Consider the following 15,256-nt stretch of genomic DNA (forward strand, 5'->3'; position numbering starts at 1 on the left):
AAGCAACTGTCATTTGCTCGGCTTTTTTATTGGCGGATTTTTGAAAAAATAGTATGATAAATGCGTAAGAGGATTGAATGGAGGATGAAAGAATGGAAAACTTTAATTTTTATGTACCAACAGACATCCGTTTTGGGAAAGATCGTTTAGACGAATTACCTGCTGTGTTAGATCAATTTGGCAAAAATGTCTTACTTGTTTATGGTGGCGGTAGTATCAAACGTAATGGCTTGTACCAACAAATTACTGATTTGGCCCAAAAAAACGGGCATACACTGATTGAGTTGAGCGGTGTCGAACCAAACCCGCGCATTGAAACCGTTAGAAAAGGAATTGAGTTGTGTAAAGAAAACCAAGTCGATGTTATTTTAGCAGTTGGCGGTGGTTCAACCATTGATTGTTCCAAAGCAATAGCTGCGGGCTTTTATTCGGAAGAAGATATCTGGACAGTTATTGCAGCCAGAAAAGGGTATACTGGTCCTGCTTTACCAATCGTGACCATCTTGACTTTAGCAGCGACAGGTAGTGAAATGAACGCAGGTGCTGTCATTTCTAACTTAGAAACCAATCAAAAATTAGGCTTTGGTGGTCCGAATATGATTCCAAAAGTTTCGTTCTTGGATCCAACGAATACTTTTACGGTTCCTCAAAATCAAACAGCAGCTGGCTCAGCGGATATTTTCAGTCATTTGATTGAAAACTATTTTAGTATTTCGACAGGCGCGGACGTCCAAGATTTTGTGTCAGAAGGCTTAATGCGAACGGTTATCAAAAATTGTCCTATTGCTTTAGAAAATCCAGAAGATTATGATGCACGTGCTAATTTAATGTGGGCAAGTAGTTTAGCCTTAAATGGTTTAACAGGGCGCGGCAAACAAGGTGTTTGGTCTTGTCACCCAATGGAACATGAATTAAGTGCGTTTTATGACATTACGCATGGGATTGGCTTAGCAATTTTAACGCCTCGTTGGATGAATTACGTTTTGTCTGAACAAACCGTAGGCAAATTTGCACAGTTTGCTCGAAATGTTTGGGGAATAGTCGAACAAGAGGAGGAAGTAGCAGCGAAAAAAGGTATTCAAGCATTGTATGATTACTTTGTGGCTTGTGGCATTCCAATGACATTACCAGAAGTTGGCATCGAAGCAGATAAATTTGAAGAAATGGCACAACAAGCTGTGGCCCATAGTGCAATTGCCGAAAAGGCTTATGTACCATTGGATGCAGCGGATATAGTAGCGATTTATAAAGATTGTTTAACCGAAAGTCAATTTATTTAATCCATAAAAAAGCGGTTTGCCTTGGCAAACCGCTTTTGTTAATAAGAAACAAGTTCTTATAAGTAGTATTTTTCTTTCACAGTTAAATCATCGTTTAATTCATAAACTAATGGTTTACCTGTTGGGATTTCAAGATCCATAATATCTTCATCAGAAATGCCTTCAATGTGTTTAGCTAAAGCACGTAATGAATTACCATGAGCCGCTACTAAGACAGTTTTGTTGTCTTTTAAAGCTGGCGCAATTTCATCTTGCCAGAATGGTAATGCACGTTCCAAAGTAACTTTCAAGTTTTCGCCACCAGGAATATCGCGTTGGTCTAACATTGCATAACGACGGTCGTTTGCTGCAGAACCTTCATCTGTTGCTTCCATTAATGGAGGAAGAGTATCGTAAGAACGACGCCAGATGTGGACTTGTTCGTCTCCGTATTTTTCAGCAGTTTCTTTTTTGTTTAGTCCTTGTAATTTACCATAGTGACGTTCGTTTAAGCGCCAAGATTTGATTTGAGGTACCCATAATTGATCTGAGTATTCTAGTAAATAGTTACAAGTTTTGATGGCACGAGTTAAAACAGAAGTATAAGCAACGTCGAATTCGATGCCTGCTTCTTTAATTTTACGGCCGCCTTCTTTTGCTTCTTCAACACCTTCAGGTGCTAAATCTACGTCAGCCCATCCAGTAAATTGGTTTAAGGCATTCCATTCGCTAAGTCCATGACGAGAAAAAACTAATTTTGGCATGTATAAGCTCTCCTTTGAGTTTAGTTTTCTGAAAATAAGATTTCCACGTTTATTGTACACCGTTTTGCGCAAGATTTCCAATGGAAAATAGTAAAAAAACGTGAAAGTTGCTGAAAAATTAGAGTGAAATCGAATCAAAAAAGAAGCCCCATCTGAAGGACTTCTTTTTTATTCTTAGGAATACAGCCGTTCGACATCTGTCTCAGGTAAATTGATGTACTTATAACAAGTGCCCACCGAAACGCCGCATTTATTAGAAATAAACTGGATGGTTTCTTTGTTTTCGTAATATAATGCACGGATTTTGCGGACGGTGCGTCCATCGATTTTTGGACGTCCACCTACTTTTCCGTTTTCACGAGCTTTGTGGAGCCCAACGAGTGTTCGTTCTTTAATTAGTGCACATTCCATCGCAGATAAGCTCTCCATTAATTGGAAATAGGCTTCACCTGTTGGAAGGTGAGTATCAATTCCTTCTGAAATGCTGACAAAATCAACTTGTTTTTCCTTTAACATTTTCATAAAGTCTGTTAATTGGCGGGTTGTTTTACCTAAATGGTGCAATTTACAAACAATAAGTGTATCCCCAGCAGAAAGAAGTTTTTCGACTTCGTCTAAGACACTGATCTCCGCTTGAGGATCAAATGTCTCTTGGAAAATATCATCACAACCAAACGATTGGAGAGTGGTTAGTTGATTTTTTAAATCGTCTTCAATAATAGTTGTGCGTGCATAACCAATTCGTTTCATATATTATCCTTCCTATATAAATAATCTTTTTTCACACATTCTTAACGTGCGGGAACATGTAAGGTTTTCGGTCCATCTTCATAACCGACGATTACCATAGAAACCATATTTAAAAATAAGCCGTGTTCAACGACGCCAACCAAGTTGTCTAAATAAGAACCTAAAGCTTCTGGATCTGTAATTTTTTCTAAATGCAAATCGATGATATGGTGGCCTCCATCTGTTATTAATGTTTCGCCAGCAGCGTTTAAACGAAGTGTTGGGTGATAGCCTTTTTCTTCAAATAAATGCACTAGTTGGCGGCTGCCATAAGGAACAACCTCAACTGGAAGTGGGAAAGCCCCTAAATCGTCCACCATTTTTGATTTATCCACAATCCAAATACATTTCTTTGAATAAGTGGCCACAATTTTTTCAAAAAGTAAGGCAGCGCCACCGCCTTTGATTCCTTGAAAATCAGCGCTGATTTCATCGGCGCCATCAATCGTAAGATCCACATACGGAACCTCATCAATACCCTTTAAAGGAATGCCCAAGGCTAAGGCTTGTTTCTCTGTTTCTTTTGAAGTAGTAACCCCCACGATTGACAATCCTTCTTCTTTTACGCGACGACCAATTTCGTCTACCATAAATTTTGCTGTTGAGCCAGTACCCAAACCGACAATCATGCCGTCTTCTACATATTTTGCAGCTTCGATTCCTACCATTTGTTTCAGATTCATCGCTGTTTTCCGCCCCCTTCAATAGTCAAAGATATTGTACCGTTATTTAACTAAAAAAGATAGAAAGTTTTTGAAAAAGTCATAAAAATTTTTAAAGGAAAAGTGCATTTAAATAGAAGGAAAAGCTTTTTTTCGAAAGGCGAAAGAAGAGGGTTGACAGCTGATACTTATCGTGGTATCCTAACAAAGGTGCTTTATCTACAGGTTCCTTATAGGGACGTGCTGACTGTCTATCAAAGCATATTTGATAAAGAGTGCAGAGATTGCATTATTTTTTATCGCGAAAAAAGAACCACCTGGATGTGTGGAACTAGAAGCGAAGTAAGGAAGGAGGAGAACAAGGAATGCCTACAATTAACCAATTAGTACGTAAACCTCGTAAATCTAAAGTAGAAAAATCTGATTCACCAGCCTTAAACAAAGGATATAACAGTTTTAAGAAAACTCAAACAAACGTTAACTCTCCGCAAAAACGTGGAGTTTGTACACGTGTGGGTACGATGACACCTAAAAAACCGAACTCAGCTTTACGTAAATATGCCCGTGTTCGTTTGTCAAACTTAATCGAAGTTACAGCTTATATCCCAGGTATCGGTCACAACTTACAAGAACACAGCGTGGTATTATTACGTGGTGGACGTGTAAAAGACTTACCAGGGGTACGTTACCATATCGTTCGTGGTGCGCTTGATACTGCCGGTGTTAACGACCGTAAACAAAGCCGCTCTAAATACGGTACAAAACGTCCTAAAGCTTAATTATAATAAGACAATAACAACTTGAAAAATCATATTTCGGAAGGAGGAGTTACGGATGCCTCGTAAAGGTCCTGTTGCAAAACGTGATGTTTTACCAGATCCAATTTATAACTCAAAATTAGTAACTCGCTTAATCAACCGTGTAATGGTTGACGGTAAACGCGGGATTGCTGCTAACATTATCTATAATTCATTTGATATCATCAAAGAATCTACAGGTAACGATCCATTGGAAGTTTTTGAACAAGCAATGAAAAACGTTATGCCTGTTCTTGAAGTTAAAGCACGTCGTGTTGGGGGTTCTAACTACCAAGTACCAGTTGAAGTTCGTCCAGAACGTCGTACAACTTTAGGTTTACGTTGGGTAGTTAACTACGCACGTCTACGTGGTGAACACACAATGGAAGAACGTCTAGCGAAAGAAATCATGGATGCTGCTAACAACACTGGCGCTTCTGTTAAAAAACGCGAAGACACACACAAAATGGCAGACGCAAACCGCGCATTTGCTCATTATCGTTGGTAAGATCCTCTCTGTCTGTCGCGTAAAGTGGCAGCAGAAAGTCAATTTACAATCGATTTAAATAAAGAGAGGAGTAAACATACAAAATGGCAAGAGAATTTTCACTTGAAAAAACTCGTAACATTGGTATCATGGCCCACGTTGATGCTGGTAAAACAACAACAACTGAGCGTATCTTGTACTACACTGGTAAAATCCATAAAATCGGTGAAACCCATGAAGGTGCTTCACAAATGGACTGGATGGAACAAGAACAAGAACGTGGTATCACGATTACATCCGCTGCGACAACTGCACAGTGGAAAGGCTACCGTGTAAATATCATCGATACTCCAGGACACGTGGACTTCACAATTGAAGTACAACGTTCTCTACGCGTATTAGATGGTGCGGTAACAGTTCTTGACTCTCAATCAGGTGTAGAACCTCAAACAGAAACTGTTTGGCGTCAAGCGACTGAATATAAAGTTCCTCGTATTGTATTCTGTAACAAAATGGATAAAATCGGTGCGGACTTCTTCTATTCAGTAGAATCATTACATGATCGTTTACAAGCAAACGCTCATCCAATTCAAATTCCAATCGGAGCTGAAGAAGACTTCACTGGAATCATTGACTTGATTAAAATGAAAGCTGAAATCTACACAAATGATTTGGGAACAGATATTCAAGAAACTGATATTCCTGAAGATTATTTAGAAAAAGCGCAAGAATGGCGCGAAAAATTAGTTGAAGCTGTTGCTGAAACTGACGAAGACTTAATGATGAAATATCTTGAAGGTGAAGAAATCACTGAAGAAGAATTAGTCGCTGGTATCCGTCAAGCAACAATCAACGTTGAGTTCTTCCCTGTATTAGCTGGTTCAGCATTCAAGAATAAAGGGGTTCAATTAATGTTGGACGCTGTTCTTGATTACTTACCATCTCCATTAGATATCGATGCTATCAAAGGGATCGATACTAAAACAGACGAAGAAACAACTCGTCCAGCTGATGACGAAGCACCTTTCGCTTCATTAGCATTTAAAGTTATGACTGACCCATTCGTAGGTCGTTTAACTTTCTTCCGTGTTTATTCTGGTGTCCTTGAAAGTGGTTCATACGTATTGAACGCTTCAAAAGGCAAAAAAGAACGTATCGGTCGTATCCTACAAATGCACGCCAACACTCGTCAAGAAATTGATAAAGTGTACTCTGGTGATATTGCTGCTGCTGTTGGTCTGAAAGACACAACAACTGGTGATACATTATGTGCATTAGATGCACCAGTTATTCTTGAATCTATTGAATTCCCTGATCCAGTTATCCAAGTCGCTGTTGAACCTAAATCAAAAGCTGACCAAGATAAAATGGGCGTGGCTCTACAAAAACTTGCTGAAGAAGATCCATCATTCCGCGTTGAAACAAACGTTGAAACTGGTGAAACAGTTATCTCTGGTATGGGTGAATTGCACTTAGACGTTTTAGTAGACCGTATGAAACGTGAATTCAAAGTTGAAGCTAACGTAGGTGCTCCTCAAGTATCTTACCGCGAAACATTCCGTGCTGCGACTAAAGCAGAAGGTAAATTCGTTCGTCAGTCTGGTGGTAAAGGACAATACGGTCACGTATGGGTTGAATTTACACCAAATGAAGAAGGTAAAGGCTTCGAGTTTGAAAACGCAATTGTCGGTGGTGTGGTTCCTCGTGAATACATCCCAGCAGTTGAAAAAGGGTTAGAAGACTCTATGAACAACGGTGTTCTTGCTGGTTATCCATTAGTTGATATCAAAGCAAAACTTTACGATGGTTCATACCACGATGTCGATTCAAATGAAACGGCCTTCCGTGTAGCTGCTTCTATGGCATTGAAAGCTGCGGCTAAAAATGCAAACCCAGTTATTTTAGAACCAATGATGAAAGTTACAATTACTGTTCCTGAAGATTACTTAGGTGATATCATGGGACACGTAACAAGTCGTCGTGGACGTGTTGAAGGTATGGAAGCACACGGTAACTCTCAAATCGTTAATGCGATGGTACCTTTAGCTGAAATGTTTGGTTATGCTACAACATTACGTTCAGCAACACAAGGACGCGGTACATTTATGATGGTATTTGACCACTATGAAGACGTACCTAAGTCTGTTCAAGAAGAAATCATCAAGAAAAACGGCGGCAACGCATAATTTTCCTTGAGAATAAAAGGTTTGTTTTTAGAACTATCCTTTTTTCAAGATTTCGTGTAAAATAGCTTATGATGATCAGACGATTTTTAGTAGCGTCTATCACATATAAAACAAACAATAAAATTTATATTTTTAGGAGGAACATTCAAAATGGCAAAAGAAAAATTTGACCGTTCTAAATCCCATGTTAACATTGGTACTATCGGACACGTTGACCATGGTAAAACTACATTAACAGCTGCAATTGCTACTGTATTATCAAAACACGGTGGCGGGGAAGCACAAAGCTACGATTCTATCGATAACGCTCCAGAAGAAAAAGAACGTGGAATCACAATCAACACTTCTCATATCGAATATGAAACTGAAACTCGTCACTATGCACACGTTGACTGCCCAGGACACGCGGACTACGTTAAAAACATGATCACTGGTGCTGCTCAAATGGACGGAGCTATCTTAGTAGTTTCTGCTGCTGATGGTCCTATGCCTCAAACACGTGAACATATCTTATTATCACGTAACGTTGGTGTACCATACATCGTTGTATTCTTAAACAAAATGGATATGGTTGATGACGAAGAATTATTAGAATTAGTAGAAATGGAAGTTCGTGACTTATTATCAGAATACGATTTCCCAGGCGATGATGTTCCAGTTATCGCAGGTTCTGCTTTGAAAGCTTTAGAAGGCGACGAGTCTTATGAAGAAAAAATCTTAGAATTAATGGCTGCAGTTGACGAATATATCCCAACTCCAGAACGTGATACTGACAAACCATTCATGATGCCAGTCGAAGACGTATTCTCAATCACTGGACGTGGTACTGTTGCTACAGGCCGTGTTGAACGTGGTGAAGTTCGCGTTGGTGACGAAGTTGAAATCGTTGGTATTAAAGACGAAACATCTAAAACAACTGTTACAGGTGTTGAAATGTTCCGTAAATTATTAGACTACGCTGAAGCAGGCGACAACATCGGTGCTTTATTACGTGGTGTAGCACGTGAAGATATCGAACGTGGACAAGTATTAGCTAAACCAGCTACAATCACTCCACATACAAAATTCAAAGCTGAAGTATACGTATTATCAAAAGAAGAAGGCGGACGTCACACTCCATTCTTCACTAACTACCGTCCTCAATTCTACTTCCGTACAACAGACGTTACTGGTGTTGTAGAATTGCCAGAAGGTACTGAAATGGTAATGCCTGGTGATAATGTTGCTATGGACGTTGAATTAATTCACCCAATCGCTATCGAAGACGGAACTCGTTTCTCTATTCGTGAAGGCGGACGTACTGTAGGTTCAGGCGTTGTTACTGAAATCGTTAAATAATTAACTTTTTAACTATAGTTTTAACCAGCGTAAAAAACTGGGGTATTCGGACGTAAGACCAGAGAATTTATTCTCTGGTCTTTTTTTGTTTAGAAATTGGCTGGCTAAAAAATAAGCCAATTGGCTGTTTTAGCAGACTTGTTTCTTCCGTATACTTGGAGAAAAAGGTTAGGTGATTTAATGGAAAAAGTATTGACGATTGCAGGCTCCGATTCAACTGGAGGGGCAGGAATTCAAGCAGATTTAAAAACATTTGAAGAGTATGGAGTTTTTGGATTTTCAAGTTTAACCTCGATTGTGACGATGGATCCTACGACAGGCTGGTCACATGAAGTAACTGAATTGCCAGAAATGCTCTTAGAAAAACAATTGATTTCGGTTTTTGCGGGCGGTCCAGTAGCGGCTTTGAAAACAGGGATGATGGGCAATGAACAAAATATTAAAATGGCTAGCAAATACATTAAACAAGAGAAAATTCAAAAAGTCGTGATTGACCCAGTCATTGCTTGTAAGGGAACGGCACAAATTCTGCAACCCAAAAGTGTGGAAGGCCTAAAAAACGATTTACTGCCATTAGCATTAGTTGCTACGCCTAATTTAATTGAAGCGGGCATCTTATCTGGTTTAGGCGAAATTTCTTCCGTGGCGGAGATGGAAGAAGCGGCAAAACGAATTGTACAAATGGGAGCCAAGCATGTCGTGGTTAAAGGGGGATATCGCTTAGCTGGTGAAAAAGCACTGGACTTGTTTTACGATGGTCACACCGCGCATCTTTTGGAAAATGAATTATATCCTACTGATTATAATCATGGTGCAGGTTGTACTTTTTCAGCGGCAATCACAGCTGGCTTGGCGAAAGGTTATTCGGTGTTAGAAGCAGTAACTTTAGCAAAAAAATTTGTAGCGGCGGCGATTAAACACGGTATTCAAGTTAATCCTTATGTGGGGCACGTGTGGCATGGCGCATACACTCATGCGGAACAACGGATGCGTAAGAAAGCATAATATTTAGAACTAGAGGAGTCTGTCAAGGACTGGCTCTAGTTTTTTTGTGATAAAGAATAACAATAGTAGGTATTACGTTAAAAGAATGTTCAAATTTTTAAAAGAGGAGTAGAATAGAACTGTAATTGCAAAAAAAGAAGCGGAACATAGAAGGGGTGATAACTTTTCTGTGCTTCAGTTTAGAACGGACTGTGGTGTTTGTTTTGACGAACTACCGGAAAGCGACTTCTTTTTGTTTTGGCTTCAAATGGTATTTAATGGAGGGAATGCAATGTTAGAAAAAGAAACGTACAGTCAACTGTTTAAATGGTCTTTTTCAAAAAAGACACAAGTCACATACTGGGATGGTACCGTCAAAGAGTATGGGCAAGGGTCGGGGGATCCGGTTTTTAAAATTGTATTCAATGAAAAAATTCCTGTGAAGGATTTACTGAATAACGCTTCGTTAACTTTAGGGGAAGCCTACATGGATCGCAAAATTGAAATCGAAGGCGATATCCAAGCATTGATTTATGATGTGTATAACCAAAAGGATAGCTTTTTACACAATGCTAAATTTATTAAATGGCTTCCTAAAGAAAGTCATTCAAAAAAACGTTCGCAAGAGGATATTCACAGCCATTACGATCTAGGAAATGATTTTTACAAAAAATGGCTTGACCAAACAATGACGTATTCATGTGCTTATTTTAAAACGCCTGAAGATACATTAGAACAAGCGCAAGTGAATAAAGTGCATCATATTTTAGATAAATTGTTTATCAAAGAGGGCGACACTTTACTGGATATTGGCTGCGGCTGGGGCACGTTAATTTTAACTGCGGTGAAAGAATACGGAGCCGAAGCAACTGGGATTACATTAAGTGAAGAGCAATTTCATCATATTCGCCATATTATAGAAAAAGAAGGGCTACAAGATCGAATGACTGTCAAGTTGATGGATTATCGTGATTTAAAAGGAGAGTCTTTTGACCATATTACGAGTGTCGGGATGTTTGAGCATGTCGGTGCAGAAAATCTACATGAATATTTTGACGTCGTTCAACGAAATTTAGCGCCTAAAGGTACGGCATTGATTCATGGGATCAGTCGCCAACAAGGTGGGGCTAAAAATGCTTGGATTAATCGTTATATTTTCCCTGGTGGCTATATTCCTGGTGTCACTGAGCTAGTCGGCCATATGACAGAAAATGACTTGCAAGTGATTGACTTGGAAAGTTTGCGCAGAGATTATCAATTGACGTTGGAACATTGGACAAAAAACTTCCATAATATAGAAACAGAAATTGTTGACGAAAAAGGTGAGCGCTTCTATCGAATGTGGGACTTATATTTGCAAGCATGTGCAGCCTCATTCCAAGCGAGTAATATTGATGTTATTCAATATTTATTGGTTCATCCAGATAACAATGATATTCCAATGCGCCAGATTGGTTAATAGAATAAAACAGAAAGAATTTGGGCTTCTGGCAAAAAAAGGAAGCCCAAATTCTTTTTTTATAAAAATAGAATGAAAAGAATTGGAAAACAAAACAAATGCTTTTCAAAATAAGAAAAAATTCTTTCAAAAAAACGCAGAAAATCCTTGCTAACACTATCCTTTCATAGTATAATCAAAAAGGTGCTGTTTACAGGAGTGTAAAAAGCATTGGTAGATCAACGATTTGATTTGCCGGCTGTGAAGCGAGAGGTTGCGACACGCTCGGACGCTTTGCCATGAACGAGCATGCCGGATAAATTTTCGTGGAGCTATGTCTACTTTTAAAATAGGCGAAGGAGGGAACAAGATGGCAAAACAAAAAATTCGTATCCGTTTAAAAGCGTATGAACACCGTATTTTAGATCAATCAGCGGATAAAATTGTGGAAACAGCAAAAAGAACTGGAGCTGACGTATCAGGTCCGATTCCATTACCAACAGAACGCTCACTTTACACAGTTATTCGTGCGACTCATAAATACAAAGATTCTCGCGAACAATTCGAAATGCGTACTCACAAACGTCTAATTGACATTGTGAACCCAACACCAAAAACAGTTGACGCTCTAATGAAGCTTGACTTACCGTCTGGTGTTAATATTGAAATCAAACTATAAAATTAAGATGGAGGTGTACTCATGACCAAAGGAATCTTAGGGAAAAAAGTGGGAATGACACAAATCTTTACTGAGTCTGGTGAATTAATTCCAGTAACAGTAGTTGAAGCTACGCCAAACGTAGTTTTACAAGTAAAAACTGTTGAAACTGACGGATACGAAGCTATCCAAGTTGGTTACCAAGACAAACGTGAAGTTTTATCAAACAAACCTGCGAAAGGTCATGTTGCAAAAGCAAACACGGCTCCTAAGCGCTTCATTAAAGAATTCAAGAATGTTGAGCTAGGAGAATATGAAGTAGGTAAAGAAATCAAAGTAGATGTTTTCCAAGCAGGAGACGTTGTTGATGTTACAGGTACTACGAAAGGTAAAGGATTCCAAGGGGCAATCAAACGTCACGGCCAAAGCCGCGGACCTATGTCTCATGGTTCTCGTTATCACCGTCGTCCTGGGTCAATGGGTCCAGTAGCGCCTAACCGTGTATTTAAAAATAAACGACTAGCCGGCCGTATGGGTGGCGACCGCGTAACAATTCAAAACCTTGAAGTTGTTAAAGTGGACGTAGAAAGAAATGTTATCTTAATCAAAGGAAACATTCCTGGAGCGAAAAAATCTTTAATCACAATTAAATCAGCTGTGAAAGCTAAATAAGTGTAGGGAAAGGAGGAACTAAGGAATGCCGAATGTAGCATTATTCAAACAAGATGGAACTCAAAACGGTGAAATCACTTTAAATGAAGAAATCTTCGGAATCGAACCTAATGAAAGTGTTGTCTATGATGCAATCATCATGCAACGTGCTTCATTAAGACAAGGAACACACGCAGTTAAAAACCGTAGCGCTGTTCGTGGCGGTGGCCGCAAACCATGGCGTCAAAAAGGAACTGGTCGTGCTCGTCAAGGTTCAATCCGTTCACCACAATGGCGTGGAGGTGGCGTAGTCTTTGGACCGACACCGCGTTCATACAGCTACAAACTTCCTAAAAAAGTTCGTCGCTTAGCAATGAAATCTGTATTATCAGACAAAGTTGCTGAAAATAACTTGGTAGCAGTAGAAGGTTTAAGCTTCGATGCACCAAAAACAAAAGAATTCAAACAAGTTCTTGCTAACTTGTCTATCGATACTAAAGTATTAGTTGTTTTAGAAAATGGTAACGACTTTGCAGCTTTATCAGCTCGTAACTTACCAAACGTTTCTGTAGTAACTTCTGATAACGTTAGTGTGTTAGATGTTGTGTCAGCTAACAAAGTCTTGGCAACACAAACAGCTCTTACTCAAATTGAGGAGGTGCTTGCATAATGGAATTACTAGACGTAATCAAACGCCCAGTGATCACTGAAAAATCCATGTTAGCTATGGACGAAAAGAAATATACTTTCGAAGTGGACACTCGCGCAAACAAAACTTTAGTAAAACAAGCTGTTGAATCAGCATTCGATGTTAAAGTAGCAAACGTAAACATCTTAAACGTGCGTCCAAAATTCAAACGCATGGGTAAATATGCAGGTTATACAAAAAAACGTCGCAAAGCGATCGTTACATTAACTGAAGATTCAAAAGAAATTCAATTATTCGAAGCTGCTGAATAAGCAGTCCTGAACAATATCAACGTAGGAGGGAAATAAGACGTGGCGATTAAAAAGTACAAACCTACCACAAATGGCCGTCGTAACATGACAAGTTCTGATTTCGCTGAAATCACAACTTCAACACCAGAAAAATCATTGTTACAGCCATTAAAAAACAATGCCGGTCGTAACAACAACGGTCGCATTACGGTTCGTCACCAAGGTGGCGGTCACAAACGTCAATACCGTGTGATTGACTTCAAACGTAATAAAGATAACGTCGCAGCGGTTGTTAAAACGATCGAGTACGATCCAAACCGTTCTGCTAACATCGCGTTAGTTCATTACGAAGACGGGGTTAAGGCATACATCTTAGCACCAAAAGGATTAGAAGTAGGCATGCGCCTAGTATCTGGTCCAGAAGCAGATATTAAAGTAGGTAACGCATTACCATTGGAAAACATTCCAGTTGGTACAGTTATCCACAACATTGAAATGAAACCTGGTAAAGGTGGACAATTAATCCGTTCAGCTGGAACAAGCGCGCAAGTACTTGGTAAAGAAGGCAAATACGTATTAATCCGCTTAAACTCTGGCGAAGTTCGTATGATCTTAGCAACTTGCCGTGCAACAATCGGTTCAGTTGGTAACGAACAACACGAATTAATCAACATTGGTAAAGCTGGCCGCTCTCGTTGGATGCGTAAACGCCCAACTGTTCGTGGTAGCGTAATGAACCCTAACGATCACCCACACGGTGGTGGTGAAGGTAAAACACCAATTGGACGTAAAGCGCCAGTATCTCCATGGGGTCAACCAGCAATTGGATACAAAACACGTAATAAAAAAGCTAAATCAGACAAACTTATCGTTCGTCGTCGTACTAAATAATTTTTTTGACCATGTGTCGTACATTTTGAGAGGAGGTTCACCATGGGTCGTAGTTTAAAAAAAGGACCTTTCGTCGATGATCATTTGATGAAAAAGGTCGAAGCACAACAAGGTGCCGAAAAGAAAAAAGTAATTAAAACTTGGTCTCGCCGCTCTACAATTTTTCCATCATTCGTAGGTTTCACAATCGCTGTATATGATGGACGGAAACATGTCCCTGTTTACATTCAAGAAGACATGGTAGGACATAAATTAGGTGAATTTGCACCAACTAGAACTTATCGTGGCCACGTTGCTGACGATAAAAAAACTAAACGCTAATTTTGAGGGGAGGATATGCAAATGTCAGAACAAATTACATCAGCTAAAGCAACTGCAAAAACAGTTCGCACTTCACCTCGTAAAGCACGTTTAGTAATCGATCTTATCAGAGGGAAAAGCGTTGCGGATGCAATTTCAATCTTGAAATTCACACCGAACAAGTCTGCTGGAATCATTGAAAAAGTTTTAATGTCAGCAGTTGCTAACGCAGAAAACAACTTTGACTTAGACGTTGAAAGCTTAGTCGTATCTGAAGCATTTGTTAACGAAGGACCAACAATGAAACGTTTCCGTCCTCGTGCAAAAGGTTCAGCTTCACCAATCAACAAACGTACTAGTCACATCACAGTAGTTGTAACAGAGAAATAAGTCTCATGAAATAGGCTGTTTTCTTTATGAAAACAGAGCTTAAACATTTAAGAGGAGGGACAATCAGTGGGTCAAAAAGTACATCCAATTGGAATGCGTGTAGGCATCATCCGCGACTGGGATGCGAAATGGTATGCTGAAAAAGAGTATGCTGAATTCTTACACGAAGATTTAAGAATCCGTAAATTTATCGCAACAAAACTTGCTGATGCTGCTGTATCTACAATTGAAATCGAACGCGCTGCAAACCGTGTTAACATTTCAATTCACACAGCTAAACCAGGTATGGTTATCGGTAAAGGCGGATCTGAAGTCGAAAACCTAAGAAAAGAATTAAACAAATTAACTGGCAAACGAGTTCACATCAACATCGTTGAAATCAAAAAACCAGATTTAGATGCAAAATTAGTAGGCGAAGGAATTGCACGTCAATTAGAAAACCGTGTTGCTTTCCGTCGTGCTCAAAAACAAGCTATCCAACGCGCAATGCGTGCTGGTGCTAAAGGAATCAAAACTCAAGTATCAGGTCGTCTAAACGGTGCGGATATCGCTCGTTCAGAAGGATACTCTGAAGGAACTGTACCACTTCACACATTACGTGCGGACATTGATTACGCATGGGAAGAAGCGGACACTACTTACGGAAAACTAGGAGTTAAAGTGTGGATCTATCGTGGAGAAATTCTTCCAACGAAAAAAAACACTGAGAAAGGAGGGAAATAA

The 15,256-nt window shown here is 39.5% G+C and carries 18 protein-coding genes; 15 read left to right on the plus strand and 3 right to left on the minus strand.

Annotated features, from left to right (window positions below):
- The first annotated feature begins 77 nt into the window (after nucleotides 1-77).
- Nucleotides 78-1,280, plus strand: coding sequence for an iron-containing alcohol dehydrogenase (locus IGK82_RS00650; RefSeq protein ID WP_016622149.1), 1,203 nt, complete (start codon nucleotides 78-80; stop codon nucleotides 1,278-1,280).
- A gap of 56 nt (nucleotides 1,281-1,336) precedes the next feature.
- Here the strand turns inward: IGK82_RS00650 and gpmA are convergent, their stop codons facing one another.
- From gpmA to rpiA, 3 genes are all read right to left on the minus strand, one after another.
- On the minus strand, nucleotides 1,337-2,023 hold the full coding sequence (gene gpmA / locus IGK82_RS00655) for a 2,3-diphosphoglycerate-dependent phosphoglycerate mutase (protein ID WP_002359343.1): 687 nt from the start codon (nucleotides 2,021-2,023) through the stop codon (nucleotides 1,337-1,339).
- A 174-nt stretch (nucleotides 2,024-2,197) separates the two neighbouring features.
- Nucleotides 2,198-2,773, minus strand: a complete 576-nt coding sequence (locus IGK82_RS00660; RefSeq protein WP_002356188.1) for a recombinase family protein — start codon at nucleotides 2,771-2,773, stop codon at nucleotides 2,198-2,200.
- Nucleotides 2,774-2,814: 41 nt separating this feature from the next.
- The gene (gene rpiA / locus IGK82_RS00665) at nucleotides 2,815-3,495 is read right to left on the minus strand and encodes a ribose-5-phosphate isomerase RpiA (RefSeq protein ID WP_010709139.1); all 681 of its coding nucleotides are present in this window, start codon (nucleotides 3,493-3,495) and stop codon (nucleotides 2,815-2,817) included.
- Between the two features lie 344 nt (nucleotides 3,496-3,839).
- On the opposite strand from rpiA, the gene rpsL reads away from it, so the two are divergent.
- The 14 genes from rpsL (at nucleotide 3,840) to rpsC (ending at nucleotide 15,256) form a co-directional block, all read left to right on the plus strand.
- The gene (gene rpsL / locus IGK82_RS00670; RefSeq protein WP_002356190.1) at nucleotides 3,840-4,253 is read left to right on the plus strand and encodes a 30S ribosomal protein S12; all 414 of its coding nucleotides are present in this window, start codon (nucleotides 3,840-3,842) and stop codon (nucleotides 4,251-4,253) included.
- Between the two features lie 55 nt (nucleotides 4,254-4,308).
- Complete coding sequence (rpsG, locus tag IGK82_RS00675; RefSeq protein WP_002356191.1) at nucleotides 4,309-4,779, plus strand: 30S ribosomal protein S7; 471 nt, start codon at nucleotides 4,309-4,311, stop codon at nucleotides 4,777-4,779.
- A gap of 83 nt (nucleotides 4,780-4,862) precedes the next feature.
- Nucleotides 4,863-6,944 carry an elongation factor G gene (gene fusA, locus IGK82_RS00680; protein ID WP_002356192.1) on the plus strand — a complete coding sequence of 694 codons (2,082 nt, stop codon included), beginning with the start codon at nucleotides 4,863-4,865 and terminating at the stop codon, nucleotides 6,942-6,944.
- Between the two features lie 150 nt (nucleotides 6,945-7,094).
- Nucleotides 7,095-8,282 (plus strand): elongation factor Tu, encoded by a 1,188-nt coding sequence (gene tuf, locus IGK82_RS00685; protein ID WP_002356194.1) that lies wholly within the window; start codon nucleotides 7,095-7,097, stop codon nucleotides 8,280-8,282.
- 180 nt (nucleotides 8,283-8,462) lie between these two features.
- Complete coding sequence (thiD, locus tag IGK82_RS00690) at nucleotides 8,463-9,287, plus strand: bifunctional hydroxymethylpyrimidine kinase/phosphomethylpyrimidine kinase (RefSeq protein ID WP_025194143.1); 825 nt, start codon at nucleotides 8,463-8,465, stop codon at nucleotides 9,285-9,287.
- A gap of 271 nt (nucleotides 9,288-9,558) precedes the next feature.
- On the plus strand, nucleotides 9,559-10,725 hold the full coding sequence (locus tag IGK82_RS00695; RefSeq protein ID WP_010709141.1) for an SAM-dependent methyltransferase: 1,167 nt from the start codon (nucleotides 9,559-9,561) through the stop codon (nucleotides 10,723-10,725).
- Nucleotides 10,726-11,074: 349 nt separating this feature from the next.
- Nucleotides 11,075-11,383, plus strand: coding sequence for a 30S ribosomal protein S10 (rpsJ, locus tag IGK82_RS00700; RefSeq protein WP_002389727.1), 309 nt, complete (start codon nucleotides 11,075-11,077; stop codon nucleotides 11,381-11,383).
- A gap of 21 nt (nucleotides 11,384-11,404) precedes the next feature.
- Nucleotides 11,405-12,034 carry a 50S ribosomal protein L3 gene (gene rplC, locus IGK82_RS00705; RefSeq protein ID WP_002356199.1) on the plus strand — a complete coding sequence of 210 codons (630 nt, stop codon included), beginning with the start codon at nucleotides 11,405-11,407 and terminating at the stop codon, nucleotides 12,032-12,034.
- A 25-nt stretch (nucleotides 12,035-12,059) separates the two neighbouring features.
- Nucleotides 12,060-12,683 (plus strand): 50S ribosomal protein L4, encoded by a 624-nt coding sequence (gene rplD / locus IGK82_RS00710; RefSeq protein ID WP_002356200.1) that lies wholly within the window; start codon nucleotides 12,060-12,062, stop codon nucleotides 12,681-12,683.
- Nucleotides 12,683-12,973, plus strand: a complete 291-nt coding sequence (locus IGK82_RS00715; RefSeq protein WP_002356203.1) for a 50S ribosomal protein L23 — start codon at nucleotides 12,683-12,685, stop codon at nucleotides 12,971-12,973. Before rplD ends, IGK82_RS00715 begins: the two co-directional genes overlap by 1 nt.
- Before the next feature lie 39 nt (nucleotides 12,974-13,012).
- On the plus strand, nucleotides 13,013-13,843 hold the full coding sequence (gene rplB, locus IGK82_RS00720) for a 50S ribosomal protein L2 (protein WP_002356204.1): 831 nt from the start codon (nucleotides 13,013-13,015) through the stop codon (nucleotides 13,841-13,843).
- A gap of 42 nt (nucleotides 13,844-13,885) precedes the next feature.
- A complete protein-coding gene (rpsS, locus tag IGK82_RS00725) occupies nucleotides 13,886-14,164 on the plus strand; it encodes a 30S ribosomal protein S19 (RefSeq protein ID WP_002356205.1) in 279 nt (92 codons plus the stop codon).
- Nucleotides 14,165-14,185: 21 nt separating this feature from the next.
- Entirely contained in the window at nucleotides 14,186-14,533 is a 348-nt protein-coding gene (gene rplV / locus IGK82_RS00730) for a 50S ribosomal protein L22 (protein ID WP_002356206.1), read from the plus strand.
- A 66-nt stretch (nucleotides 14,534-14,599) separates the two neighbouring features.
- The gene (gene rpsC, locus IGK82_RS00735; RefSeq protein ID WP_002356207.1) at nucleotides 14,600-15,256 is read left to right on the plus strand and encodes a 30S ribosomal protein S3; all 657 of its coding nucleotides are present in this window, start codon (nucleotides 14,600-14,602) and stop codon (nucleotides 15,254-15,256) included.

The organism is Enterococcus sp. AZ197, from assembly GCF_050556405.1.
Lineage (GTDB): Bacteria > Bacillota > Bacilli > Lactobacillales > Enterococcaceae > Enterococcus > Enterococcus faecalis.